Source organism: Streptomyces sp. NPDC037401, assembly GCF_055602345.1.
In genome coordinates this window covers 279,957-303,719 of sequence record NZ_JBVJWO010000003.1, presented here as the reverse complement: position 1 = coordinate 303,719, position 23,763 = coordinate 279,957, and the positions used below count along the sequence as shown (strand labels likewise).

Below are 23,763 nucleotides of genomic sequence, written 5' to 3'. Positions count from 1 at the left end.
GGTGACCGAGAACCCCTTGCCCCCCTGTCCCGAATGCTCCGGCGCGTTCGCCTACGAGATGGGCGCGCTGCTCGTCTGCCCCGAGTGCGGGCACGAGTGGCCGCCCGCCTCCGCCGAGCCCGGCGGTGCGTCCGAGGAGCGCGTCGTCAAGGACGCCGTCGGGAACGTGCTCTCCGACGGCGACACGGTGACCGTCGTGAAGGGCCTGAAGGTCAAGGGCAGCCCGAGCGGCATCAAGGCGGGCACCAAGGTGCGCAACATCCGCCTCGTCGACGGCGTCGACGGCCACGACATCGATTGCAAGATCGAGGGCTTCGGCCCGATGCAGCTCAAGTCCAGCGTGGTCCGGAAGGTCTGACCGGACGGCACCTCCTCCTCCGGCGCCCCGCCGGGCGAATGAGCCGCCGCGACCGGGGCAGGTGCGCGACACGGCACAGCGGGAAGCCGCCGTCCACGACGGACGGGCACGGGCACGACGCGCCCCGGCTTCCGCCACCGAAGGAGTTGTTTTCGCGTGACTGAGCATGTGTGGAACTACCCGGCGAGTTCCGGCCGCCCGGCCGGCGTCGACCTGACCGGTTTCAAGGTCGAGGCGACGGACGGCAGTATCGGCAAGGTCGACAAGCACTCCGACGAAGTCGGTGACGCGTACATCGTCGTCGACACCGGCGTCTGGATCTTCGGCAAGGAAGTCCTCCTCCCCGCGGGCACGGTGACCCGCATCGACACGGAGGACGAGAAGGTCTACGTGAACCGCACCAAGGACCAGATCAAGGACGCGCCCGAATTCCACCGGGACAAGCACCTCGGCGACGCCGGATACCGGGACCGGCTGGGCACGTACTACGGCGGCGGCCCCTTCGGCGGCGGACTGTGACGACGCCCGCCCCCTCGCGCCCGTGGCGCCGGACTCCCCGACGGGTCCGGCGCCACGGGCGCGAGGGCGCCCGGCGCGGGGTTTCACCCGGGCGATCGCGGCAAGGCGCCCCCTATGGTGAAAATCGGATACACGATGATGACCGAGCAGGCCGGACCGCGTGAGCTGGTCGCCCACCTGGTGGGGGCGGAGCGGGCCGGATTCGACTTCTCCGTCACCTCGGACCACTCCTTCCCCTGGCTGGAGTCGCAGGGTCACGCCCCGTACGCGTGGAGCGTCCTGGGCGCGGCCGCGCAGGCCACCTCCCGGATCCCCCTCATGACGTTCGTGACCTGCCCGACGTTCCGCTACCACCCCGCCGTGATCGCGCAGAAGGCCGCCACGATGCAGCTCCTGTCCGAGGGGCGGTTCCGGCTGGGCCTGGGGTCCGGGGAGAACCTGAACGAGCACATCGCCGGCGCCGGCTGGCCCGCGGCCCCCGTCCGCCTCGACATGCTCGAAGAGGCGGTGGGCATCATCCGCTCCCTCCTCACCGTCGGCCACGTCAGCCACCACGGCCCGTACTTCGACGTCGACAACGCCAGGATCTGGGACCTCCCCGACGTGCCGCCCCCGGTCGGGATCGCCGTGTCCGGCGACCGCTCGTGCGAGATCGCGGGCCGCTACGGCGACCTGCTGATCGCCACCGAGCCCGAGCGGGAGCTGCTGACGGCCTTCGACGCGCAAGGCGGCACCGGCAAGCCCCGCATCGGGCAGGTCCCCCTCTGCTACGACGCCGACCGCGAGGCCGCTGTGGCGCGGGCGCACGACCAGTTCCGCTGGGCGCTCGGCGGCTGGGAGGTCAACGCCGAACTCCCCGGCCCCGCGGGCTTCGCCGAGGCCACCCGGTACACCCGGCCCGCCGACGTAGCCGACGCCGTCCCCTGCGGCGACGACGTGGACGCCGTCGCCGATGCCGTACGCGCCTTCACGGACGCCGGATTCACCGAGGTCGCCCTCGTCCAGATCGGCGGCGGTCACCAGGAACCCTTCCTGGACTGGGCGGAGACCAAACTGCTCCCCGCCCTGAGCACCCTGTGAGGAGACGGCCGTGGACCGGGCAGCGCTCTTCGACGTCGACGGCACCCTCGCCGACACCAACCACCTGCACGTGATCGCCTGGTGGGAAGCCCTGCGCCAGGGCGGACACCTGGTCCCGATGCACGCCGTCCACCGGTCCGTCGGCCTGCCGGGCGACGACCTGCTGGACCACCTCCTCGGCACGGACCGCGACCGCAGCTTGGACGACCGGATGAGCGCCGCCCACGACACGCTCTACGGCACGTACTTCGACCGGCTCCCGGCCCTGGACTCGGCGGCCGACCTGCTGCGCACCCTGGCCGGCGACGGCTGGAAGGTCCTCCTCGTCACCTCGGCGACCGACCGCGAGCTCGAGGCCCTGCGCCGGGCCGTCGACGCCGACGACGCCATCACCGGCACCGCCAGCTCGGAAGACGTCGAGGAGGGCAAGCCCGCTCCCGACCCCGTACGGCACGCGCTGGGACTCGCGCAGGTGCCGGCCGCGCGGGCGGTGTTCGTCGGGGACACCGTGTGGGACATGGAGGCGGCCACCCGCGCGGACGTGACCTGCATCGGGCTCCTGTGCGGCGGCATCCCCCGCCGGGACCTGGAGGAGGCGGGCGCCGCCGCCGTCTACCGCGACCCGGCCGACCTCCTGGCCGGCCTCGCCACGAGCCCCTTCGCCGCGGTGACCGCCCCGTGACGTCACCCGCCGCGCCCCGGCGGGCGCACCGGGCCGGGCAGCTCGTCGTGCAGCAGCCTGCCGGCCAGCGCACCCCCGAACACCACGACGCCCACGCCGACCAGCCAGGACTGGATGACGAGGACCGTGCCGAACGGCCCGTACGTGACGGCGCCGGAGGCGATCAGGGGCGAGAACACCAGCCGCGAGAACGCCCTCAGCCCGAGCAGCCCGAGCACGGTGGCCATCGCCCCGGGCAGCAGGGCGCCCCACACGACCCGGCCGCCGAGCAGCACGCGCTGCGACCACCAGAAGAACAGCGTGCCGCCGACCGCCGTGACCAGCCCCCGCGCCGGGGACTCGCGCCACGCAGGCGTGGTCGCGGACGACACGTAGAGGACGCCGACCAGGACGGCGAGCCACACCACGTGCCGCCATCCGGCCCGCCAGCGGCCCGGGGGCAGATCCCAGACCTTCTCGTAGCCGCTCTGCAGCATCGTGCCGAACGACAGGCCGAACACCGCGAGCAGCGCGAGGCCGAACGCCGTCGTCGTGCGCCACGCACGCCCCGGGAGTGCGAACAGGCGCTCGATCTCCCGCCCGGCCTCTGCCGACACCCCCAGCCCGTCGCCCAGCCACCGCGCGAACCCGGGCCCGCCCGCGGGATCCGCCGCGGACACCACGATCAGCAGGGGCACGAGCGTCAGGAATCCGAGCGCGGCGAAGCCCAGCGAGCGCTGCCACAGGTCCAGGTCCCGCACCCGCCCCCACCGACGCCCGGCCCGCACCCGGCGCACGGCGCGGGGAATCCGCCCCCACAGCCGCCCCGCCGGACCGGACACGGTCAGCTCCCCGGACGGCGGAACGCGTGCCGTGGCGGCGCCGCGCCGCATGGCCGAGGGTGGGAAGAAGAGCGGGTGGCACACGGGATCGCAAGACCGACAGGGGCGACGTGCGAAGCGTAGGCGTGGAAGAGGAACTGCTGCTCGTGGACGCCCGCACCGGTGCGCCGCAGGCCCTGTCGGGTGCCGTCCTGGCCGCGGCGCACCGGTTCTCCCGGACGGGGCCCGACGGCGGCGCCGCACACGCTTTCGAGAAGGAGCTGCAGAAGGAACAGCTGGAGTTCGCGACGAAGCCCGTGACCGCGATGGGCGAGCTCCAGGACGAGATCGTCCGGTGGCGCGGGGAGGCGGCCCGCCACGCGGCGGCCGCCGGCGCCGCCGTGGTGGCCGTCGCGACCTCGCCGCTGCCCGTCCATCCCTCGCTGAACGCGGGCACGCGGTACCAGTGGCTGGGCGAGCAGTTCGGACTCACCGCGCAGGAGCAGCTGACGTGCGGCTGCCACGTCCACGTCTCGGTCGCGTCGGACGAGGAGGGCGTCGCGGTCCTGGACCGGATCCGGCCCTGGCTGGCGGTCCTGACGGCGATGAGCGCGAACTCGCCGTTCTGGCAGGGCGAGGACACCGGGTACGCCAGCTACCGCAGCCGGGTGTGGAACCGCTGGCCCTCGGCCGGCGCCACGGAGGTCTTCGGCTCCGCCGACCGGTACCACCAACAGGTCCGCGCCATGGTGGACACCGGCGTGCTGCGTGACGAGGGCATGGTCTACTTCGACGCCCGGCTGTCGGCCGCGTACCCGACGGTGGAGGTCCGGGTCGCGGACGTCTGCCTCGACGCGTCGACGCCCGTCCTGCTGGCCGCCCTGGTGCGCGGCCTCGTCGAGACCGCGGCGCGCGCCTGGCAGGACGGCGAGCCGCCCGCCCGGATCGCCACGGGCCTGCTGCGGCTGGCCTCGTGGCGCGCGAGCCGCTCGGGGCTGGACGGCCCGCTGCTGCACCCCCGGACGATGCGGGAGACCTCCGCCGCGGACGCCGTCCGCGCCCTGTGCGGGCACGTGCGCCAGGCGCTCGTCGACCACGGCGACCACGAACGGGTCCAGGACGGGATCGCCGCGCTCCTGCGCCGGGGCAACGGCGCCCGAAGGCAGCGGGAGCTCCTGCGCAGCGAGGGCGACCTCGCCGCCGTGGTCACCGGTTGCAGCGCGATCACCGTCGCGCGGCCGGGCTGAGCCCGCGCCCGGCGGCCCTGTCCCCGGGCGTGGGCCCGTGTCCGGGCGTGCACCCGGGCAGGCGCCGGTCATGCGGCTGCCGTCCGTCCGTCCTCTTCGACGATGGCCGCCAGGCGGGCGAGCATGCCCCGGTGCCGTAGCTGGAGGAGGCCGTCCAGCGCCGCGTTGTGGAAGGTCCCGGCAGGGCCGCGCAGCGGGTGCTCGTCGCAGACGACCAGCGTTTCCGTGCCCCAGGGCCGCAGCTCGACGAAGATCCGGGCGGTCCCCAGCTTCTTGAACACCGCTTCCAGTTCCAGCTCCCGCCCGGGGTCGGTGTGCCGGACGGTGGTGACGCCGTCCGTCGACCACGCACCCAGGCGGACGACGTACCGCAGCCGGGACCCGACCTGCGGCCAGGTGTCGTCGAGGGGTTCGGACGAGGACGGGCCCATCACCCACTCGCCGTAGCGTCTCGGATCGGAGAGGACCGCCCACACCTCGTGGGGCGGGCGGCGGATCAGCTGATTGCGGATGGCCATGACAGGTGTCCTCCTGCCGGATCGGGCGTTGCGGGGCGGGACGGCTCCCGCACCTCACGGCGGGGGCAGGGGCGACCGCAGCGCGGAGCGCTGCGCGTCCCAGGCCGCCCCGATGCGGGCGGCGAGCCGGTCCTCCAGGAGGACGGTCGCCGCACAGCCGAAGGCGATGTCGGGCTCCAGGTGCGGCTCGTCCGCGAGGAGACCGCCGATGACATCACGGCGTACGACCTGCTCGTGGACGGCGTCGGCCTCGACGTGCTCGGCGTAGAAGTGCTCGGCCGCGGGCCCCGCGCCGCAGCGGCGCATGGCGGCGGCGAGGCGGCGGGAGCCCGGGGACGAGGTGACCTCCACACACGCGAAGTGCCCGACGAGCGCGCCGCGCAGGGCCCGGTGGAGACCGAGGAGCGACATCAGGTTCACGGTGGCCAGCAGGGCCGCGGGCGCAAGGTCCAGGTACCTGCCGTACGCCGGGTCCAGACCGAGGTCGGTCATCAGGCCGGCGTAGAGGCGGGAGTGGATGCGCTCCGGCCGGCCGGCCCCGAACTCGTCGTACTCGATGGCCGCCATGGCGGCCTTGGCCCGGCCGGTCAGACGCGGGATGACCCAGACGTGCGGGTCCGCCTCCTTGAGGTGGTACAGCGAGCGCAGCGCCGCGTATTCGCGCAGCTGCCACAGCTCGCCGTCGGTCTCCAGACGGTGGCTGAGGCTGCCGCTCGGGCTGACGGGTTCGGTCAGCAGCGGGGCGAACGCCTCCTCCACGGTCCGCGGTCCGTCGGCCGGACAGGAGCGCAGGGCGTCCAGGAAGCGGCCCTCCAGCGCCTGGCGCAGCCGCAGCAGGCCGGGATCCCATTCCCGTGCGTCGTCGACGCCTTCGAAGCCGCGGTAGTGGAGTTCGTACAGCAGGTACAGGGCGAGCTGGAGGTCCTCGCCCCACGGATCCGCCGCCGGGACGGACCCGGCGGCGTACGCCGGGCGCCGGCCGGTCCGCAGGGCGTCCACCACGGCGGAGGACAGCTCGCCGCGGCCGGGGACGAGCTCCGGGCCCCGGGGCGTGACGGTGGCGGCGGCCGTGGCGGTGGCGGTGGAAGGGTTCACCGGGGGCTCCTGTCCTCGGGCTGCGCGGTCTCGGGTGCGCGGGGGCGGTGGCTGGTGTCGCACCACGGGTACGTGCGGCTGCGGCGGCACGTGCAGACGGCGACCACGAACCGGTCCGAGCGGGCGATGCTCCCGTCGGCCAGCACGATCTCGACCGGGCCCTCGACCAGGACGGGACCGGAGCGCTCCACCGCCACCCGCCGGTACGTCCCGGGGGCCTCGGGGGTACGGCCCCCGGGCGCGCACGTGTCGGGCGGGCGGGTCTCACGGGTACGGGTCTCACGTGTACGGGTCTCAGGCGTACTGGGCACGGATGACCACCAGCTCCTCCTGCTCGTCGCCGTCGCCGGCCAGCCCCCGCCCCAGCAGCCAGGCCCGCCGGGAGCGCAGGACCGGGCCCCAGGGCACCGAGGCCCGCGCGGTGACCTGCGCGGTGAGGCCCTCGCGCGCCAGCAGCTCCACCGTGGCATCGGTCCCGGACATCGCGGAGTGCACCATCAGCAGGACCCCGCGCGTGCGCAGCAGGGCCGGGGCCCGGCGGCAGATCCGGTCGATCACGCCCCGCCCGGCCGGACCGGCGTCCCAGGCCCGCCGCCGGCCGTGCGACGGCAGGCGTGCGCGGGGAGAGGGGACGTACGGGGGGTTGGCCAGGACCAGGTCGAAGCGCAGCCCCTGCGTACGGGCGGCGAAGTCGCCGTGCAGGACGCGCACCGGCAGCCGCTGCCGCCACGCGTTCACGCGCGCCGCGAGCACCGCGGGCCAGGCGACGTCGACCGCGGTGACCCTCGCACCCCGGGCTGCGGCGTGCAGCGCCAGCGCACCGGAGCCCGTCCCGATCTCCAGGACGTCCGAACGCGGTCCCAGCGGCTCGCGGGAGACGGCGTCGGCCAGCAGCAGGGTGTCGGCCTGGGGGCGGTAGACGCCGGGCGGTGCGAGCAGCGGTGTGGGAAGCGTCGTGTGGGTCGGGGGCGTGAGGGGCACGGGGTCCTCCAGGTCGCAAGCGTCCCCGCGGCGGGTCGCGGGGGTGCCGTGCCGGGCGCGGGAGGTGATCATGTGCTGCGCCTACCCGGGATCGCGCGCCGTGCACGGAATCGCCCCGTTCCATCGGCGCCGCACCCCCTGACCAGCGCAAACGCACCGCCCTTCGCCGATCGGCGGCGGTGCGCGCGGCGTGGTCAGGGGTGCTGCGCGGCCACGAGCCCGTCCCCCGCGGCGGTGCGGTAGTAGAGCACGGACCGGCCCGACCGCCGGCGCCGCACGAGCCGGGCCTCGAGCAGGACCCTGAGGTGGCGGCCCACCGAGCCGAGCGGCAGGCCGGTCAGGGCCACCAGTTGGGTGGTGCTCTTCGGGGAGCCCGCGAGCACCAGGATCCTCGCCCGCGCGGTGCCGAGGAGGGCGCCCAGCGCCTCCGGTACGGGGTCCCCGTCCGCCTCCGCGAGGGCCCCCGAGCAGGGGTAGACCACCGCGTACCTCCGGCCGCGCGTCCCGGCGGCCGGCCGCGGGTCCCAGCACACCCACGTCTGGCTCGGTGTCACGGGTACGAACACCAGCCGGACACCCGCGAGCCGCAGCGGCGGCGCGTCCCGGGCGGTGACCTGCAGCCGGTGGGCGCCGAGCCAGCGCATCCCGGGGCGCATGCCGTCGAGGGCCGCGGCCCAGCCGCCCCGGCTCAACTGCGCCGTCCGGGACACGACATCGGCCTCGATGACGTGCCGGCGGCGGGCCCAGTCGGGCAGCACGGTCGTCCTCCACACCCATTCCAGCAGGTCGGCGGCGCGCTCCGGCAGGTCGTCGCGGCACAGCGCGGCGGGCAGCGGGCCGCCCAGGGCCTCGGCGAGGTCGGCGCGGGCCGCCCCGGCAGGCGTGCACCGGACGGCGGCCAGTTCGTCCCCGAAGGCACGGTCGTCCTCCGCGCACGGCGGCGGCGTCAGAAAGGTGGCGTTCCAGGTGCGCCGCAGGGCGGCCCGTACGAGAGCCGCCGTGACCGGGTCGCCCGCGAGCCTCTCCCGGTACGCGCCGAGATGCGCCTCCAGCCACCGGCGCTCACCGGGGTGCGCGGCGCTCCCGCGCTGCAGGGCCTTGAGGGCGGCCGTGGTCTCGGCGAGGCGCGAGGTGACGAAACGGCTCGTCGCCAGGGTGTCCGTGTCGACCTCCCACCAGCTCACGGGGTTTCGCCTCCCTGCGAAACAGTACGTCCGGCCGATCATCTCCCGAAGACTGCCCGGCATGCGTTCGTATCGACGACTCTTCGCGACCCGGGAGTTCACACCGCTCTTCCTGGCATCCGCGGCCCACTCCGCCGCCCAGACCGTCAGCGCCCTCGCGCTCGGCACCCTCGTCTTCGACCGGACCGGCTCGCCCCTGCTGGCCGCCCTGGCCCTGTCCGGACCCGCGCTCGCGCACGTGGCCGGCGCGGCCATGCTGCTGTCCGGGGCGGACCGGCTGCCGCCGCGCGCCGCCCTGACCGGACTCGCGCTGGTCTTCGGGTCCGGGACCGCCGTCCAGGCCGTTCCCGGCCTGCCCGTGTGGGCCGTCTTCGCCGTGCTCGCCTGCCTGGGGACCGCCGGGTCCCTCACCGGAGGGGTGCGTGACGGGCTGCTGAACCAGATCCTGACCCGGGACGGCTACGTGCTCGGCCGGTCCGTCCTCAACATGTCCACGGGCGTCGTCCAGACCGCCGGCTTCGCGCTGGGCGGGGTGCTGGTGCCCCTCCTCTCGCCCCGCGGCACGCTGGCCGCGGGCGCCCTGCTGTACGGTGCCGCCGCCGGCGCGGCCCGCCTCGGACTGACCCGGCGGCAGCCGCGGGCGGCCGGTGGGATGTCGGTCCGCGGGACCTGGCGCGACAACCGCCGCCTGTGGGCCTCGGCACCTCGCCGGGGCGTGCTCCTGGCCCTGTGGGTGCCCAGCGGACTGATCGTCGGCGCCGAGTCGCTGTACGTCCCGTACGCCGCCGGGCACGCGGGCCTCCTCTTCGCCGGCGGAGCCGTGGGCATGCTCATCGGGGACACCGTCGCCAGCCGCTTCCTGCCGGCCCGGCTGCGGGCCCGGCTGGTCGTCCCGCTCGGCCTGCTGCTCGCCGCCCCCTACCTCCTCTTCGCGTTCCGTCCGCCGCTGCCGGCCGCGCTGGCGGCGGTCGTGGTGGCCGGGCTCGGCTACGCCGGCGGCCTGCTGCTGCTCGACCGCCTGCTGGCGCTCACCCCCGAGGACCTCGCCGGGCACGCTCTGGGGCTGCACACCTGCGGCATGCTGACCTTCCAAGGGGTGGGCGCCCTGCTGGGAGGCCTGCTGGCCGAACTCGCCTCGCCCGCCCGCGGCATGGCGCTGACGGCCGCGCTCTCGGTGGCCGCGACCCTCCTCCTCGCTCCCGGCCTGCGCCGGGCCCGCGGGTGCAGCGGGCCCGTGTGCGCGGTGAAGCCGCAGGTGAGGGGGTCGTAGGGTGCTCCCATACGGCTGGAACGACGCCATGACCGTCGTGGGGAACACCGCGCTGCACACCGGCTACAGCGCCTACTTCGACACGATGGCGGCATCGCAGGCCGCCGTCCCCGCCGGGTCCCTGCGGACCGGCAACCACCAGGTCGACGCGGAGGCCGCCCCGGCCAAGGCGTACTTCTTCCCGCGCAGCGAGATGGACGTGATCGTCAACATCCTGAGCACGGTCGACAACCCGGTGGACGGCCGGCCGCCTCGCCGACCACGAAGCACCCGGCGAGCACCGCGAGACGGCGTACTGGCTCACCCGGAAGACGAAGCTCGGCAAGATCTCGCTGCGCCGGCTCGACAACGGCGGCCGCCGCGACCCCGTCACCGGCGCCGCGGGTACCGCCACCCACTCCAAGTACATGCTCGTCGAGGGCTCGTACAAGGGCCTGCCGAACCAGAAGATCGTCTTTGGGCAGCCACACCTTCACGGGCATGGCGCTCACCCACAACGACGAAGCGCTGCTGAAGTACGAGAACGCCGACGTGCACGACGCGTACGTGGCCAATTTCCGGGTGAGCCGCGTCTCACCCGGCTGCCGCCGCTTGTCTATGCAACGAGTTGCATAGAAGGATCGGGGCATGGCTCTCGAACACGCGATCCTCGTCTCCCTGCTGGAGAAGCCCGGCTCCGGCTACGAGCTGGCCCGGCGGTTCGAGCGGTCCATCGGCTACTTCTGGACCGCCACCCACCAGCAGATCTACCGCGTGCTCAAGCGCATGGAGAGCGACGGCCTGCTCGCCGCCCTCGAGGTGCCGCAGCAGGGCCGGCCGGACAAGAAGGAGTACTCCGTCGCCGGCCCCGGCCGCACCGCCCTCGCCCGGTGGCTCCATGAGCCGATCGAGCCCGAGAGCCTGCGCCACGACCTCGCCGTCAAGATCCGCGGCGCGGCCTTCGACGACCCGGCCGCACTGATCCACGAGGTCGAACGCCACCACCAGGTGCACAGCGACCGCCTCGCGCACTACCTCGCCGGGGAACTGCGCGACTTCACCGGACCCGGCGCGCCCGCACCGCTCGACGCGGGCCGGGAGCTCCAGCACGTCGTGCTGCGCGGCGGCATCGCGTACGAACGCATGACGATCGCCTGGCTCGACGACGTCCTCGCCACCCTCCGCCGGCTCGGCGAGCGCTCCCCGCGCACCTGAACGCACCCGGACCGCACCTCCCGTCCGGCCTTGCCGGACCCCGACCGCACCCGACCGCAAGCTGTCACCGCATCCTCAGGAAGGCGAACCCTCATGGCCGACGCCCTGCTGTTCAACCCGCGCACGTACGACCCCGCCCACTTCGACCCCGAGACCCGCAGGCTGCTGCGCGCCACCGTCGACTGGTTCGAGGACCGCGGCAAGCGCCGGCTGATCGAGGACTACCGCTCCCGCGCCTGGCTCGGCGACTTCCTCGCGTTCGCCGCCAAGGAGGGCCTGTTCGCCACCTTCCTCACCCCGGCATCCGCCGCCGGGCAGGAGGCCGACAAGCGCTGGGACACCGCCCGCATCGCCGCCCTCAACGAGATCTTCGGCTTCTACGGCCTCGACTACTGGTACGCCTGGCAGGTGACCATCCTCGGTCTCGGCCCGGTCTGGCAGAGCGACAACGCCGCCGCGCGCAGCCGTGCGGCCGAACTCCTCTCCCAGGGCGAGGTCTTCGCCTTCGGCCTGTCCGAGCGGACCCACGGCGCGGACATCTACTCCACCGACATGCTGCTGGAGCCCGACGGCAACGGCGGCTTCCTGGCGGGCGGCTCCAAGTACTACATCGGCAACGGCAACGCCGCCGGACTCGTCTCCGTCTTCGGCCGCCGCACCGACGTCGAGGGCCCGGACGGGTACGTCTTCTTCGCGGCCGACAGCCGCCACCCGGCCTACCACGTCGTGCAGAACGTCGTGGACTCCTCGAAGTACGTCAGTGAGTTCCGCCTGGAGAACTACCCCGTCGCCGCCGAGGACGTCCTGCACACCGGCCGCGCCGCCTTCGACGCCGCCCTCAACACCGTCAACGTCGGCAAGTTCAACCTCTGCACCGCCTCGATCGGCATCTGCGAGCACGCGATGTACGAGGCCGTCACCCACGCGCAGAACCGCATCCTCTACGGCCGCCCCGTCACCGCCTTCCCGCACGTGCGCCGGGAGCTGGCCGACGCGTACGTCCGCCTCGTCGGCATGAAGCTGTTCAGCGACCGGGCCGTGGACTACTTCCGCTCGGCCGGCCCCGAGGACCGCCGCTACCTGCTCTTCAACCCGATGACGAAGATGAAGGTGACCACGGAGGGCGAGAAGGTCATCGACCTGATGTGGGACGTCATCGCCGCCAAGGGCTTCGAGAAGGACACCTACTTCGCCCAGGCCGCCGTCGAGATCCGCGGCCTGCCGAAGCTCGAGGGCACGGTCCACGTCAACCTCGCCCTGATCCTCAAGTTCATGCGCAACCACCTGCTGGAACCGGCCGGCTACGCCCCCGTGCCGACCCGCCTCGACGCGGCCGACGACGACTTCCTCTTCCGCCAGGGCCCGGCCCGCGGCCTCGGTTCCGTACGCTTCCACGACTGGCGCCCCGCCTACGACGCGTACGCAGCGGTGCCGAACGTCGCCCGCTTCCGGGAACAGGCCGACGCGCTGTGCGAGTTCGTCGCCACCGCCGCCCCCGACGAGGAGCAGAGCCGCGACCTCGACCTCCTCCTCGCCGTCGGCCAGCTGTTCGCGCTCGTCGTCCACGGCCAGCTGATCCTGGAGCAGGCCCGCCTGACCGGCCTCGACGAGGACGTGCTGGACGAGCTGTTCGCCGTCCTGGTCCGCGACTTCTCCGCGCACGCGGTGGAACTGCACGGCAAGGACTCCGCCACGGAGCAGCAGCAGGCCTGGGCGCTCGGCGCGGTCCGCCGCCCGGTCGTCGACGAGGCCCGCTCGGCCCGCGTCTGGGAGCGCGTCGAGGGGCTGTCCGGTGCGTACGAGATGGCGCCGTAACCGCCCCCGGCCGCCGGCCGCCCGCACCTGCGGGCAGCCGGCGGCCGCGCGGCCGTCCTTCCCGGGGTACCCGCTACCGGGCTGCCGGCCGGGCCGAGACGGTGACGTGGTCGACCCGCATCGGATGGCCGGGTTCGGTGGCCGGGCCCGCGGTCGCCCCGTCGGCGAGCGGGAGCTTGCCCCCGACGGCGACGTTGAGGATCAGGAACAGCCCGTGGTCCACGGCCCGCTTCCAGGTCCCGGCGTCCATCCGGTCGGCGCCCACCCGGTGGTACACGCGGCCGTCCAGGTACCAGCGCACCTCTTCCGCGCCGGGGGAGCGGTCTACCTCCACGGCGTACGTGTGGAAGTCCGTACGGCAGCCGGAGCACGGCTGCGGGCCGGAGGTCAGGCCCACGGGCTCCCGGCACGGGCCGCCTTCCAGGACGCCGCAGTGCATGGAGCCGAAGACGGTGTCCCGCCCGTTGACGGACTCCATGACGTCGAGCTCCCCGACGCCCGGCCAGCCGGTGTACCCGTCGCGCAGCGGCGCCCCCAGGGTCCAGAACGCCGGCCAGTAGCCCGCCGCCTTCGCCCCGGTCACGTCCGGCAGGGCGATCGACGCCTCGATGCGCAGGACCCCGCCGGGCGGCGGCGCGAAGTCGGAGCGACGGGTCTCGATCCGCCCCGAACTCCACTTGCCGTCCTTGCGGGTGGGGACGATCTCCAGTGCGCCCTTGCCGTCGAGGCGGACGTTGTCGGTCGAGTCGGTCATCGTCTCGATCTCGCCCGTGCCCCACTGCGGCGCCGGGCAGCCCGGATAGCAGGTGCCGACGTCGTGGATCCAGCGGTCGGCGGAGGGGCGGCTGCCCGCCGGGCCGTCGAAGTCGTCCCGCAGCAGCCGGGTCCACCCGTCCGGCCCCGGCGTCGTGGACCCGTCCGGCCCCGAAGTCGCGGACCCGCCCGGGGCGGGGAGCGCGCCGGTCTGCGTGAGCAGGCGCTCCAGCCGGGCGGTCAGCACGACGGCGGCCACGTTGGTCAGGTGGGCGTCGTCCCGGTAGAGCAGGATCCGGTCGAGTACGGCCGGGCAGGTCGGGCCGTTCCCCGGGCACAGGACCGGGTTCACGCTGATGCTCCGTACGCCCGGCAGGGCACCGGACGCGATCCGCCGCGCCAGCGGGTCGGGCTGCCGGGAGTCCGCCCGGCTGAACGCGCAGTCGTCCGGGGACCCGGGGCTGCCGGACACGCACGCCGGGATGTCCGTACCCGGCACGGGGGTGTCCTCGATGTAGACGATCGGCGCCCCGAGGGCCCGCAGCGGCTCCAGCGTCCTCTCCCAGCCCTCGGCCAGACGCCCGGGGTCGGAGGTGTAGCGGTTGAGCGAGGAGATCACGATCAGGCGCGGCTTCGGCTGCTGCCGCAGCCGCTCGAGGGTGTTCGCCCGCCAGGTGTCGCACTCCCGGTAGGCCCGGCCGAGCTGGGGGTTGTCCACCGTCAGCTGCGGCAGCGGGCAGCCCTGCTTGACCAGTTCCTGGAGCGCCCAGCCCCGGCGCGCGGCGAGCGCCAGCATCGGGGAGAACCACTGCCCGGCGTGCGAGTCGCCGAGGAGCACGATCCGGTCAGCGCTGCCGACCGCGCCGAACAGGCAGCCGGGGCTGCGGGTCACGGCCGGGGCGACCTGGCAGGCCCCGTCCGGCGGGAAGTCCTTGCGTGCCTGCGCGGGCCCCGGCACCACCGGACCGCCCGCGAGCGGGGCACCGGCGGTCCGGGCGAGCAGGGTGGGACCCGACGCGGCGCCCGGCGGCAGGCCCTTCAGGTCGACCGGGGTGGCCGGGCCCAGCAGGTGCAGGGTCGTGGTGCCCATGACCAGCGCGAGCACGACCGGCAGCACGACCGCCGAGACGCCCACCGACAGCCCGCGCCGCGGGAGTTCGGAGACCGTACGGCTGCGCCGCAACGGCTGTTCGACCCAGCGCAGGGTGGCGAGCGCGGGCAGGACGGCCGCCAGCGTGAGCGCGGTCCTGGCGGGCCAGCCGAGCGTGCCGAACCGGGCCTCGGCGAGGACGAGCACAGGCCAGTGCCACAGGTACAGGTTGTAGGACAGCCGCCCCACCGCCCGGGGCGCCCGCGCGGCCAGCAGCCGCCCGACTCCGTACGCCGCCCCCTGGACGTCCCGCTCCCCGCGGCCGGGTATCGCGGCCAGGATGACGGCGGCGGTGGCCAGCGTCGGCACGAGCGCCGCATAACCGGGGTACGGCGTCGAGGAGTCGTACGACACCACGCACCAGCCGATCGCCGCGGCCCCCGCCCAGCCGCACAGCAGCCGCAGCGGCCGCGGCCCGCGCATCAGGTGCCAGGGCAGCAGGGCGAGCAGCGCACCGGCGCCGAACTGCCAGACGCGGGCGGGCGTTCCGAGGTACGCGAGCGAGGCGGAGCGGTCCGTCCAGTGCAGCGACAGGGCGAACGACCCCAGGGCCAGCAGCGCGGTGAGCAGCGCCACCGCGGAGCGCACGGCCCGGCCCCGGCGTACGGCTCTGGTGGTGCAGAGGACCATCACGGCCAGCAGCGGGCCCCAGAACAGGTAGAACTGCTCCTCGACGGCGAGGGACCAGAAGTGCAGCAGCGGGCTCTGCTCGTGGCCGGCGGCGAGGTAGTCGGTCTGCTGCGAGACGAACCGCCAGTTGGCGAGGGAGAGGGCTGCCGCGACGACGTCGTACTCGAGGTCGGCGCGGCGCAGCGGTACGGTCAGCCAGGCTCCGGCCACCGCCACCGCGGCGAGCACCACGGCGGCGGAGGGCAGCAGCCGCCGGGCGCGCCGGGAGAAGAAGTCCGCGAGCCGGATCCGGCCGGTGGTGACGGCCTCCCGGACCAGCAGACCGGTGATCAGGTAGCCGGAGATGACGAAGAAGACGTCCACGCCGACGAAGCCGCCCTGCGCGCCGGGGATACCGGCGTGGAAGGCGAGGACCGCGAGGACGGCGACCGCCCGCAGGCCCTCGATGTCGGGCCGGAAGGCGGACCGGTGCGGGCTGGGTCCGGACTCGCCGCCGGAGCGCGGGCGGGATGCGGGCGGCGCGGGCGGCGGTGCGGTGCGCCGCCGGCGGGGTCGCAGGCCGGGAGCCACGGGGAACGGCATGGTGACGGGGCCTTTCAACTCAGCCAGGGAAGCATCGGGTTGACCCACCCGGACGCCAGCAGGCCGGTGAGCAGGAGGAGCGCGGAGGCGGCGAGGGTCTCGGGCCAGCGGCGGGGCAGCATGCCGGTGCGCGAGCGCAGTACGGCCCGCAGCCGGGCGTGCAGCAGGCGGACGACCGGCTGCGCGGCGTGCCGGGTGCCGGCGGCTGCGCGGGCGTCCGGGCGCAGCTCGGCCGCGAGGTCCCGGATCAGCGGGACGTTGATCTGGCACTGCACCGCGAGGTAGAGGAGCAGCCCCCAGTTGGGCTCCCAGCCGTTGCGGGCCACGGCCAGCGCGAGGCCCGCGGCGGCGGCGCCGTTGGACAGGACGAGCCAGACCAGCGAGACGGCCACGACCCGGCGGGCCATCCCGCCCCGGGCCGCGGCGCTGCGCGTGCCGGTGGGCACCCAGGCGGCGCTGCGGCCCCGCAGCGTGTGCAGGAACGCGGTGGCCGCGGCCACGCTGGTCAGGACGTTCGCCCGGATCACCTCCACCCGCCAGCGGGTGCGGCTGATCCGCGGCAGCAGCACGTGCCAGAGCCACAGCGGGGCGAGCAGCGGCAGCACGTGCCAGGGCCGGATGTCGTCCGGGTACCAGAACAGCATCACCAGCGGCGGGAGCGGCGCCGCGAAGGTGTTCACCGCCGTGGTGAGGTAGCCGACGATGCCCTCGTAGAAGCACAGCCGCATCCGCCAGGGCGCGCGCATCCGCCGCAGCACGGGGGTGCCGAGCAGGTGGAGGTTGCCCATGGCCCAGCGGTACTGCTGGTTGACGAAGGACGTGACCTCGTCGGGCGAGGTGCCCTTGGCGACCAGCACCGGCACGTACAGGGTGCGGAACCCCTGCGCGTGGAGGGCGAGCCCGGTGTACAGGTCCTCGCTGTGGTCGAGCCGGGCGAAGCCGCCGGCCAGGTCGATCGCGCTGCGCCGGTACACGGCGTTGCTGCCACAGCAGATCGCGGCGTCGCTCGCGTCCCGGGACGGCTGGATCCAGCGGAAGAACCACTCCTGCGCGGAGCCGGCGGCGCGCTGGATCCAGCCCATGGTCTCGTCGGTGTCGAAGCACTGCGGGCTCTGCACGATGCCGACGGCGGGGTCGGCCAGGTACGGCACGAGGTGGTGCAGGAAGTCCGGCCTGGGCGCGAAGTCCGCGTCGAGGATCGCGATGAACTCGGCGCTGCTGAGCGTGAGTGCGTGGTTGAGGTTCCCGGCCTTCTTCAGGTGCCCGCGGTCGGGGCGTACGACGTACTCGTAGCCGTACGAGGCCGCGAGCGCGGCGACTTCGGGCCGGTCGGCGTCGTCCAGGACCCAGACGGTCAGCGCGCCGGGCCAGTCGACGGCCGCGACCGCGCGGTAGGCGTTGGCGAGGACGGGGAGCGGTTCGCCGCAGGTCGGCAGGTAGAGGTCGACGCCCGGCAGCCGGCCCGGCCGCCAGGCGTGGAGGAGCACCTCGTGCGACTGCCGGGTCAGCCGGCGCTGGCGCAGGCTGTTGACGGAGGAGAGCGCGAGGGCCGCGACGTTGAGGCCGAGGACGGCGAGGAAGGCCCACAGGGCCGGCGTCCGCAGCGCGAAGGTGAACATGGTCGCCGCCGTGAACACGAAGGCGAGCGAGGTGCTGACCAGGACCCAGCGGCGTTGCGGGCCGAAATACCAGTAGAGCTCCTCGTCGGACGGTGGTTGAGGTAAGTGATGAACGGTCATGAAGCCCCCCACGGCTGCGTACGTGCCCCGTTTCAGGTGGCCCACCCTAGCGCCAGAGGTATAGACCATTTGCGCAAGAGGAGGCCGGCGGACGGAATGAGACACGGGATTGGCGCGACTCGATTGGTCCAGACCTATCGGACGTGCCCATCCGACCGACAGCACCGGCCGGTCCGGAAAGGCGCAGGTCACGCGCGGATGAACAGCATGTGAAAGCCGGGCCCAACGGGGTGCGCGGGGCGGTCGCGGGGGTGCCGGGGCGCGGCGGGTGGCCGATCCTGGTGGCATGGGTGCCAACGGTGCCGGCGGCGGTGCGGGCACCACTCGCCCCGGCCCGGTGAGCGGTCCCCGGCCGTACGCCGCGTACGCGGGAGCGGCCCGCCGCTCCCTGCGGGTCACGCTGGCCGCCGGGGCCGCGTTCTACTTGTTCCTGTACGGGTTCGGGCAGCCGGTCGCCGCCACCTACGCCCTCTTCGCCGCGGTCTCACTGGCCGGGCTCTCGCGCATCCCGGGGACCGGGCGGCAGCGGGCCGCCGTGCTGCTGCGGCTGCTGCCGGCGGCCTGGCTGCTGGTCGTCGTGGGCACCTTCCTGGCCGTACGGACCTGGACCGCGGTGGCCGGGATGCTGGTCATCGGCTTCGCGCTGGGCTTCGTCGCCGTCGGCGGGCCCCGCCCGGCCGGCGCGGCCCCGGGACTCCAGCTGCTCTACATCCTCCCGTCCTTCCCGCCGTACGCTCCGGACACCCTGGACGAGCGGCTGACCGGGACCACCACCGGGATCCTGCTGCTGATCCTCGCCGAGACGTTCCTCTTCCCCGATCCGCCGACCGTGCCGTACCGCGAGCTCGCCGCCCGCGCCGCGGTCACCGCCGGGCAGTGCGCCGGGGAGCTGGCCCGGGCGCCGTTCGCGCTGTCCGCCGCCACGGCGGACGCCGCGCGGACGGCCGCCGAGACCTTGCGGCCCTCCACGGTTCCGGAGGCGGAGCGCCCCGCCGGGCCCGGGGTCCGCTCCCGCGGGCTGGCCCACACCGGGCTGGCCGGACGCACCCTGCTGAACCGGCTGGCGCGGCTGCCCGCCGTACCGCCGGGCCGCGAGCCCACGGCCGCGGCCCTGGACCTGCTGCACGCCGTCGGCCGGTCCGCGGCGGACAGCGCCGCGCTGCTGCGCGGGGAGCCCGGAGCCGGGGTGCCGGACTCCGGAGCGGCCCGCGAGCGTGCCCGGATGGCCGCCGCGCCGACCGCGCACACCGGCCCGGCGGCGCTCCGGCGCCGCGCGGCCCTGATCGAGCTGGCCGACGCCGCGCGGGCGCTGGCGGCGGCCGCGGAGATCGCCGTACGGGGGAGGGCGGCCGGCCCCGGCCTCCCCATCGGCCGGTTCTGGTACGTGCGGATGCGGGCGCCGCAGCTGTGGTGGCGGCGGCTGGTGGGGCACGCGGGGAGCAGGTCTGTCTTCTTCCAGAACGCGGTGCGGATCAGCCTGGCGCTGGCCGCCGCCCGGGCCGTCGCCGGTCTGGCCACCCTGCCCCACGGCTTCTGGGCGATGCTGGCGACGCTGACGCTGACCCGTACGACCCTGGGCGCGACGCGGACCGGAATCCGCCAGGCGCTGGTGGGCACGCTCATAGGCGCCCTGTGCACGGCGGGGGTGCTCGCCCTGGTCGGGACGGACGCCACGGTGTACGCCGCCGTGATGCCGCCGCTGATGCTGCTCACGTTCACGGTGGGGCCGGTGAAGGGCGTCGGCTGGTCGCAGGCGCTGTTCGCGCTGGTGGTCGCCCTGGTCTTCGCCCAGCTGGCACCGGCCACCTGGCGGCTGGCCGAGGTCCGGCTGCTGGACGTGCTGATCGGCAGCGCGATCGGCGCGGTGTTCGGGCTGCTGGCCTGGCCGCGGGGCGCACAGGACGAGGTGCGGCGCTCGGGCGCGGTGCTGCTGAGGTCCGCCGCCGAGGCCGTGGTCGCCACGGCCGCGGTGATCGCGGCCGGCGGCGTACGGGATCCGGGCGCGCCGCCGACGTACGGGGCGCTGCGGCACTCGCTGGTCCTGGCCGAGTCGGCGTTCGCGCAGCTCCAGAGCGAACCGGGCGCCCGGATGCCGCCGGCGGTCGACTGGCAGGCGGTGCTGCTGGCCGGGCACCACACGCTGTGGGGCGCGGAACGGGTCCTGGCGGCGCCCGTTCCGGCCCGGGGCCCGGCGGTGCCCGTCACCGTACCGCCGCTGGAGCCTGCGGTGGCGGCCGCGGTGACCCGGTCCGGGGACCGGGTGGCGGGGCGGATGCTGCTGCTGTCCGCCGCGCTGGACCCGACCGGGGACGCCCCGCAGGTGCCGCCGGCACCGGCGGGCCGCCCCGACGTGGCGGAGACCGATCCGGCCGGGGCGCCGGGCGCCTACTACGCCGCCGCCGGCTGGCTCGCGTCCCTGTCTGCGGACCTGGAACGGATCGCGGGCACGGGCCCGGGGCGGTCCTGACGGCCGGGCAAGGCAGCCCGCGCTGCCGGGCGGGCAGGCGTCGATCTCCGTCCGGCCCTCCGCGTGGGCGGTGCAGCCGGCCGGCAGGGCGGCGCCGGCGCCCGGGATGCACGGAACGGGGGAATGCGGGCAGGACGGAGCATCCCTTCGGGTGGTGTGCGGGTGAGCCCGGCAACCTGTCGGCGACGACCGGGTTCATCGTGCAGATGCCGAACTGGCCCGGCAATCACCCGCTGTTGGGGTGCCGGCTCCGGAAAACCGATTCGCTCGAATTTCCGTATGCACGATTCATACGAACCGGCAGTCGCGGAAGTGAAGCCGGTGGACGGCGCGTTGACATGGATACGCCCACCGGTGCTCCGGTCCCGCCGGAGGAAATCCGTTATGCCCCCAGCCGGACCCGGCCGGGCCCCGTACCCGTCGGCCTGTTCGAAGGTTCACCCCTCTGGCACACCGCCCCCGCGCGTCGCGCCGACGGGTTCCGCCGGACCCGCCCGCGGGGAGGACGCGGGGGAGGATGGGAGGGCCATGCCCGCACCGGCGTTCGTCACCGAGCGCGGTCCCGTCCCGTGGAGGAACCACCCGTGAACCACTCGCCCGAGTCCTTCCGACTGCTGCCCGGCGCCGGCGCGTCGCCGGTGATCCTGCACGTGCCGCACTCCTCGCGCCTCATACCGGAGTCCGTCCGCAGCGGCATCGTGCTGGACGACCGGGCGCTCGGAGAGGAGCTGGACCACATCACCGACTCCTTCACCGCGGACATCGCCGCGGAGGCCGCGGCGCGGGCGGCGCTCACGCCGTGGCGGTTCGTCAACGGCCTCTCGCGTCTCGTCGTCGACCCCGAGCGCTTCCCCGACGAGCGCGAGGAGATGCTGGCCGTGGGCATGGGCGCGGTGTACACGCGCACCACGCACCGCGAGCGCCTGCGGCCGGACGGCTTCGACGGCCGGCCGCTGATCGAGCGCTACTTCCACCCGTACGCGGACGCCATGACGCGGGCCGTGGAGGACCGGCTGGAGGCCGTCGGACGGGCCGTGATCATCGACGTCCACTCGTACCCGGCGCAGCCCCTCCCGTACGAACTGCACGGCGCCGGCCCGCGACCGCCGGTCTGCCTGGGCACGGACGCCTTCCACACCCCGGCCGGCCTCCGCGCCGCGGCCGAGAAGGCGTTCGCGGGCTTCGGCGGCACGGGGCTCGACAGCCCCTTCGCCGGTACGTACGTGCCGCTGGAGCACTACGGCAAGGACGACCGCGTCGGCGCGCTGATGGTGGAGATCCGCCGGGACGTCTACATGTCCGGGCCGGGCGGCCCCGCCGGACCCGGCCTCGTCACCCTGGCGGCGGCCCTGGCGGAACTCGTCGACGGCCTGCTCGCGTAGTCCCGCGCCCCTCCCCGCCCGGCCCGACCAGAAGTTACCGGGAGGTAGCCACGGGGTGGGCCGGGGCGGTAGCGTCGGCCGCCGAGAAGGGGAGAGCCATGCCTCGTACGTTCACCGTGTCCGACAGCATCGTCGTCCACGTCAGTCCCGCCGACGTCTACCGGCACGTCTCCGATCCCGCCCGGATGGGCGAGTGGAGCCCCGAGAACCTCGGCGCCACGGTCCGCGCGGGCAGCGGCGGCGAGACCCGCCCCGGGATGGTCTTCGACGGGCGGAACAAGCGCGGGGCCTTCCGCTGGACCACCCGGTGCACCGTGACGGCGGCCGAGACGGACCGGCTGTTCCGGTTCCGGGTGCACGCCATCGGGATCCGGCGTCCGCGGATACCCGGCCCCATCGCCACCTGGGAGTACCGCTTCGAGCCGGTCCCGGAGGGCACCCGGGTGACCGAGACGTGGACCGACGACCGCCGCGCCTGGCCGGACGCCGTGGCCCACGCCTTCGACCGGGTCGCGACGGGCGGGCACACCTTCGCCGATTTCCAGCGCAGGAACATCCGCACCACCCTGCGCAACCTGAAGAAGGCCCTGGAACCGGCCTGATCACGCCGGTGCGTCCACGGTGCCCGAGGGGTCAGACGGCGGGCTTGCCGGGCTGGTCGTGGGTCGAGCAGTGGATGCCGCCGCCGCCCGAGGCGATCGTGTCGATCCCGACCGGCACGATGTCCCGGTCGGGGAAGTGCTCCTGCAGGATGCCGCGGGCGCGGTCGTCGGCCTTGCGGTCGCCGAAGCGGGGCATGAACACGGCGTCGTTGGCGATGTAGAAGTTGGCGTACGTCGACACGAAGTCGTCGCCCTCGCCCGTGATCCTGTTCAGGTCGGGCTGCGGCAGGTCGATGACCTCGAAGCGGCGGCCGCGGGCGTCCGTCGCCTTCGACAGCACGGACTTCGCCTGGTCGGCCGACCGGGACCAGGAGTCCGCCGGGGTGCTCGGGTGCGCGCGGTCCAGCAGGACCACACCGGGGGCGGCGAAGCGTACGAGGCTGTCCACGTGGGCGTCGGTGATGTCCTCCCCGCGTACGCCGGCCAGCCAGATGACCTTCTCGATGCCGAGGGTCTGCTTGAGCTCCGCCTCGATCGCGTCCCGGCTCTTGCCCCGGTTGCGGTTGTCGTTGACGATCGAGCTCTCCGTGATCAGCAGGGTGCCCTCGCCGTCCGGCTCGAAGGAGCCGCCCTCGGCGACCAGCGGGGCCTGGACCCGGGGGATCCGGTACTCCCGGAGCAGGGTGCGGCCGACCTTGCCGTCGTTCGTGTGCTCCTGCTTGTCGCCCCAGCCGTTGAAGTTGAAGTCGACACCGACCACCTTGCCGCCCTCCTCGACGAAGACCGGGACGGTGTCGCGGGCCCAGAGGTCGTCCACGGCCAGCGGGATGACCTCGACCTGGGAGCCGCAGGCCCGCTGGGCGGCGTTCACCTGGGAGGGCCGGGCCATCATGACGACCGCCTCGTACTCCCCGATCGCCCGCGCGATCCGCGCGATGTCCTCGCGGACGTACGGCAGGTCCTCCTCCCAGACCGAGGACAGCGCCGGCCAGGACATGAACGTGCGGGTGTGGCTCTCCCACTCCGCGCCCAGGCGGCGCTCGGGACCCGTGGACGCCCGGAGGGAGGAGCCGACGGGGGCGCTGGAGCGCACGGCGGTGTCGGAGGGGCCGCAGGCCGTGGCGCCGAGCGCGACGGCGCCGAGCCCGGCGAGCGTGCGCAGGGCGGTCCGGCGGGTGGGAGGCAGGTTCGACACGGGAACTCCGATCGTGGACTGGCGGGACGAGTGCATCCGGCCAGGGCGGGCGCGGGAGGCGCGGCACGGGCCGACGGCCCCGGGCTTCCACCACCACGGTGCGCGCTGAACCCCGCGAACGGCCGGTACGCACGAAGAAGTGGTACGGCCACGTGTCGCCACTCTGGCACTGACTGGAAATTCAGTCAACCGCGAGGAAGCGGGCCCTGGAGAGCGCCACCGACGCCCGCGGCCGCCGCCTCGCGATCACCGAACTCCCCGTACCGGACCGCCGTCGCATCCGCGGCGGGGGAGCGGACTTCCCGTCCGGCTACACCAACTGCTACACGGCGAACGGCGCCGTCGTCATGCCGCAGTTCGGCGACGCGTACGCGGACGGTCTGGCCCACGCCACCCTCCAGGCCGCCTACCCCGACCGGCGCGTGGTCCGGGTCGGCATCGACGGCATCGCCGCCGGCGGCTGCATCCACTGCGCCCCCCAGTCGCACCCGGCCGTCCCGCCGGCCCTCTGATGCCCGCC

23 protein-coding genes are annotated in these 23,763 nt (G+C 74.5%); 13 read left to right on the top strand and 10 right to left on the bottom strand.

Features of this window, described 5'->3' with window-relative positions; translation table 11 throughout:
* The first annotated feature begins 1 nt into the window (after position 1).
* From ACZ7H1_RS04175 to ACZ7H1_RS04160, 4 genes are all read left to right on the top strand, one after another.
* On the top strand, positions 2 to 358 hold the full coding sequence (locus ACZ7H1_RS04175) for a zinc ribbon domain-containing protein YjdM (RefSeq protein ID WP_470783544.1): 357 nt from the start codon (positions 2 to 4) through the stop codon (positions 356 to 358).
* A gap of 156 nt (positions 359 to 514) precedes the next feature.
* On the top strand, positions 515 to 877 hold the full coding sequence (locus ACZ7H1_RS04170; protein WP_470783542.1) for a PRC-barrel domain-containing protein: 363 nt from the start codon (positions 515 to 517) through the stop codon (positions 875 to 877).
* A 114-nt stretch (positions 878 to 991) separates the two neighbouring features.
* Complete coding sequence (locus ACZ7H1_RS04165; RefSeq protein ID WP_470783540.1) at positions 992 to 1,957, top strand: TIGR03557 family F420-dependent LLM class oxidoreductase; 966 nt, start codon at positions 992 to 994, stop codon at positions 1,955 to 1,957.
* Positions 1,958 to 1,967: 10 nt separating this feature from the next.
* Complete coding sequence (locus tag ACZ7H1_RS04160; RefSeq protein ID WP_470783538.1) at positions 1,968 to 2,639, top strand: HAD family hydrolase; 672 nt, start codon at positions 1,968 to 1,970, stop codon at positions 2,637 to 2,639.
* A gap of 2 nt (positions 2,640 to 2,641) precedes the next feature.
* On the opposite strand, the gene ACZ7H1_RS04155 is transcribed toward ACZ7H1_RS04160, so the two are convergent.
* Positions 2,642 to 3,511 (bottom strand): ribonuclease BN, encoded by an 870-nt coding sequence (locus ACZ7H1_RS04155; RefSeq protein WP_470783536.1) that lies wholly within the window; start codon positions 3,509 to 3,511, stop codon positions 2,642 to 2,644.
* A gap of 59 nt (positions 3,512 to 3,570) precedes the next feature.
* Between ACZ7H1_RS04155 and ACZ7H1_RS04150 the strand changes: the two genes are divergently transcribed.
* Positions 3,571 to 4,686 (top strand): glutamate--cysteine ligase, encoded by a 1,116-nt coding sequence (locus ACZ7H1_RS04150; RefSeq protein ID WP_470783534.1) that lies wholly within the window; start codon positions 3,571 to 3,573, stop codon positions 4,684 to 4,686.
* Positions 4,687 to 4,754: 68 nt separating this feature from the next.
* Here ACZ7H1_RS04150 and ACZ7H1_RS04145 read toward each other — a convergent pair whose 3' ends face one another.
* The 5 genes from ACZ7H1_RS04145 to ACZ7H1_RS04125 all read right to left on the bottom strand — a co-directional run bounded on the left by ACZ7H1_RS04145 (position 4,755) and on the right by ACZ7H1_RS04125 (position 8,464).
* Positions 4,755 to 5,204 carry an SRPBCC family protein gene (locus ACZ7H1_RS04145; RefSeq protein WP_470783533.1) on the bottom strand — a complete coding sequence of 150 codons (450 nt, stop codon included), beginning with the start codon at positions 5,202 to 5,204 and terminating at the stop codon, positions 4,755 to 4,757.
* 54 nt (positions 5,205 to 5,258) lie between these two features.
* The gene (locus ACZ7H1_RS04140) at positions 5,259 to 6,299 is read right to left on the bottom strand and encodes an iron-containing redox enzyme family protein (protein ID WP_470783532.1); all 1,041 of its coding nucleotides are present in this window, start codon (positions 6,297 to 6,299) and stop codon (positions 5,259 to 5,261) included.
* Positions 6,296 to 6,610, bottom strand: a complete 315-nt coding sequence (locus tag ACZ7H1_RS04135; protein WP_470783530.1) for a CDGSH iron-sulfur domain-containing protein — start codon at positions 6,608 to 6,610, stop codon at positions 6,296 to 6,298. Before ACZ7H1_RS04135 ends, ACZ7H1_RS04140 begins: the two co-directional genes overlap by 4 nt.
* Complete coding sequence (locus ACZ7H1_RS04130; protein ID WP_470783528.1) at positions 6,594 to 7,352, bottom strand: HemK2/MTQ2 family protein methyltransferase; 759 nt, start codon at positions 7,350 to 7,352, stop codon at positions 6,594 to 6,596. The genes ACZ7H1_RS04135 and ACZ7H1_RS04130 overlap by 17 nt, the downstream gene beginning before the upstream one ends.
* 122 nt (positions 7,353 to 7,474) lie before the next feature.
* A complete protein-coding gene (locus ACZ7H1_RS04125) occupies positions 7,475 to 8,464 on the bottom strand; it encodes an ArsR family transcriptional regulator (protein WP_470783527.1) in 990 nt (329 codons plus the stop codon).
* 61 nt (positions 8,465 to 8,525) lie between these two features.
* Between ACZ7H1_RS04125 and ACZ7H1_RS04120 the strand changes: the two genes are divergently transcribed.
* Complete coding sequence (locus ACZ7H1_RS04120; protein WP_470783525.1) at positions 8,526 to 9,734, top strand: MFS transporter; 1,209 nt, start codon at positions 8,526 to 8,528, stop codon at positions 9,732 to 9,734.
* A 72-nt stretch (positions 9,735 to 9,806) separates the two neighbouring features.
* Here ACZ7H1_RS04120 and ACZ7H1_RS04115 read toward each other — a convergent pair whose 3' ends face one another.
* Positions 9,807 to 9,947 carry a hypothetical protein gene (locus ACZ7H1_RS04115; RefSeq protein WP_470783523.1) on the bottom strand — a complete coding sequence of 47 codons (141 nt, stop codon included), beginning with the start codon at positions 9,945 to 9,947 and terminating at the stop codon, positions 9,807 to 9,809.
* A 267-nt stretch (positions 9,948 to 10,214) separates the two neighbouring features.
* On the opposite strand from ACZ7H1_RS04115, the gene ACZ7H1_RS04110 reads away from it, so the two are divergent.
* From ACZ7H1_RS04110 to ACZ7H1_RS04100, 3 genes are all read left to right on the top strand, one after another.
* The gene (locus ACZ7H1_RS04110) at positions 10,215 to 10,349 is read left to right on the top strand and encodes a hypothetical protein (protein WP_470783521.1); all 135 of its coding nucleotides are present in this window, start codon (positions 10,215 to 10,217) and stop codon (positions 10,347 to 10,349) included.
* A gap of 12 nt (positions 10,350 to 10,361) precedes the next feature.
* Positions 10,362 to 10,928: a PadR family transcriptional regulator gene (locus ACZ7H1_RS04105; protein WP_470783519.1), complete on the top strand. Its 567-nt coding sequence runs from the start codon at positions 10,362 to 10,364 to the stop codon at positions 10,926 to 10,928.
* Positions 10,929 to 11,021: 93 nt separating this feature from the next.
* Positions 11,022 to 12,743 (top strand): acyl-CoA dehydrogenase family protein, encoded by a 1,722-nt coding sequence (locus tag ACZ7H1_RS04100; protein WP_470783518.1) that lies wholly within the window; start codon positions 11,022 to 11,024, stop codon positions 12,741 to 12,743.
* A gap of 73 nt (positions 12,744 to 12,816) precedes the next feature.
* Here the strand turns inward: ACZ7H1_RS04100 and ACZ7H1_RS04095 are convergent, their stop codons facing one another.
* Both ACZ7H1_RS04095 and ACZ7H1_RS04090 read right to left on the bottom strand, forming a co-directional pair.
* The gene (locus ACZ7H1_RS04095; protein WP_470783516.1) at positions 12,817 to 15,858 is read right to left on the bottom strand and encodes an SGNH hydrolase domain-containing protein; all 3,042 of its coding nucleotides are present in this window, start codon (positions 15,856 to 15,858) and stop codon (positions 12,817 to 12,819) included.
* 14 nt (positions 15,859 to 15,872) lie between these two features.
* On the bottom strand, positions 15,873 to 17,597 hold the full coding sequence (locus tag ACZ7H1_RS04090) for a glycosyltransferase family 2 protein (RefSeq protein ID WP_470783514.1): 1,725 nt from the start codon (positions 17,595 to 17,597) through the stop codon (positions 15,873 to 15,875).
* A gap of 286 nt (positions 17,598 to 17,883) precedes the next feature.
* Between ACZ7H1_RS04090 and ACZ7H1_RS04085 the strand changes: the two genes are divergently transcribed.
* The 3 genes from ACZ7H1_RS04085 (at position 17,884) to ACZ7H1_RS04075 (ending at position 22,048) form a co-directional block, all read left to right on the top strand.
* Positions 17,884 to 20,064 carry an FUSC family protein gene (locus ACZ7H1_RS04085; protein WP_470783513.1) on the top strand — a complete coding sequence of 727 codons (2,181 nt, stop codon included), beginning with the start codon at positions 17,884 to 17,886 and terminating at the stop codon, positions 20,062 to 20,064.
* A 584-nt stretch (positions 20,065 to 20,648) separates the two neighbouring features.
* Positions 20,649 to 21,446: an N-formylglutamate amidohydrolase gene (locus tag ACZ7H1_RS04080; protein ID WP_470783511.1), complete on the top strand. Its 798-nt coding sequence runs from the start codon at positions 20,649 to 20,651 to the stop codon at positions 21,444 to 21,446.
* Between the two features lie 98 nt (positions 21,447 to 21,544).
* Positions 21,545 to 22,048 carry an SRPBCC family protein gene (locus ACZ7H1_RS04075; RefSeq protein ID WP_470783509.1) on the top strand — a complete coding sequence of 168 codons (504 nt, stop codon included), beginning with the start codon at positions 21,545 to 21,547 and terminating at the stop codon, positions 22,046 to 22,048.
* 31 nt (positions 22,049 to 22,079) lie between these two features.
* Here ACZ7H1_RS04075 and ACZ7H1_RS04070 read toward each other — a convergent pair whose 3' ends face one another.
* Positions 22,080 to 23,243 carry an agmatine deiminase family protein gene (locus ACZ7H1_RS04070; protein WP_470783508.1) on the bottom strand — a complete coding sequence of 388 codons (1,164 nt, stop codon included), beginning with the start codon at positions 23,241 to 23,243 and terminating at the stop codon, positions 22,080 to 22,082.
* 173 nt (positions 23,244 to 23,416) lie between these two features.
* Here ACZ7H1_RS04070 and ACZ7H1_RS04065 point away from each other — a divergent pair, with 173 nt between their 5' ends.
* Positions 23,417 to 23,755, top strand: coding sequence for an agmatine deiminase family protein (locus ACZ7H1_RS04065; protein ID WP_470783582.1), 339 nt, complete (start codon positions 23,417 to 23,419; stop codon positions 23,753 to 23,755).
* The last annotated feature ends 8 nt before the right edge of the window (positions 23,756 to 23,763 follow it).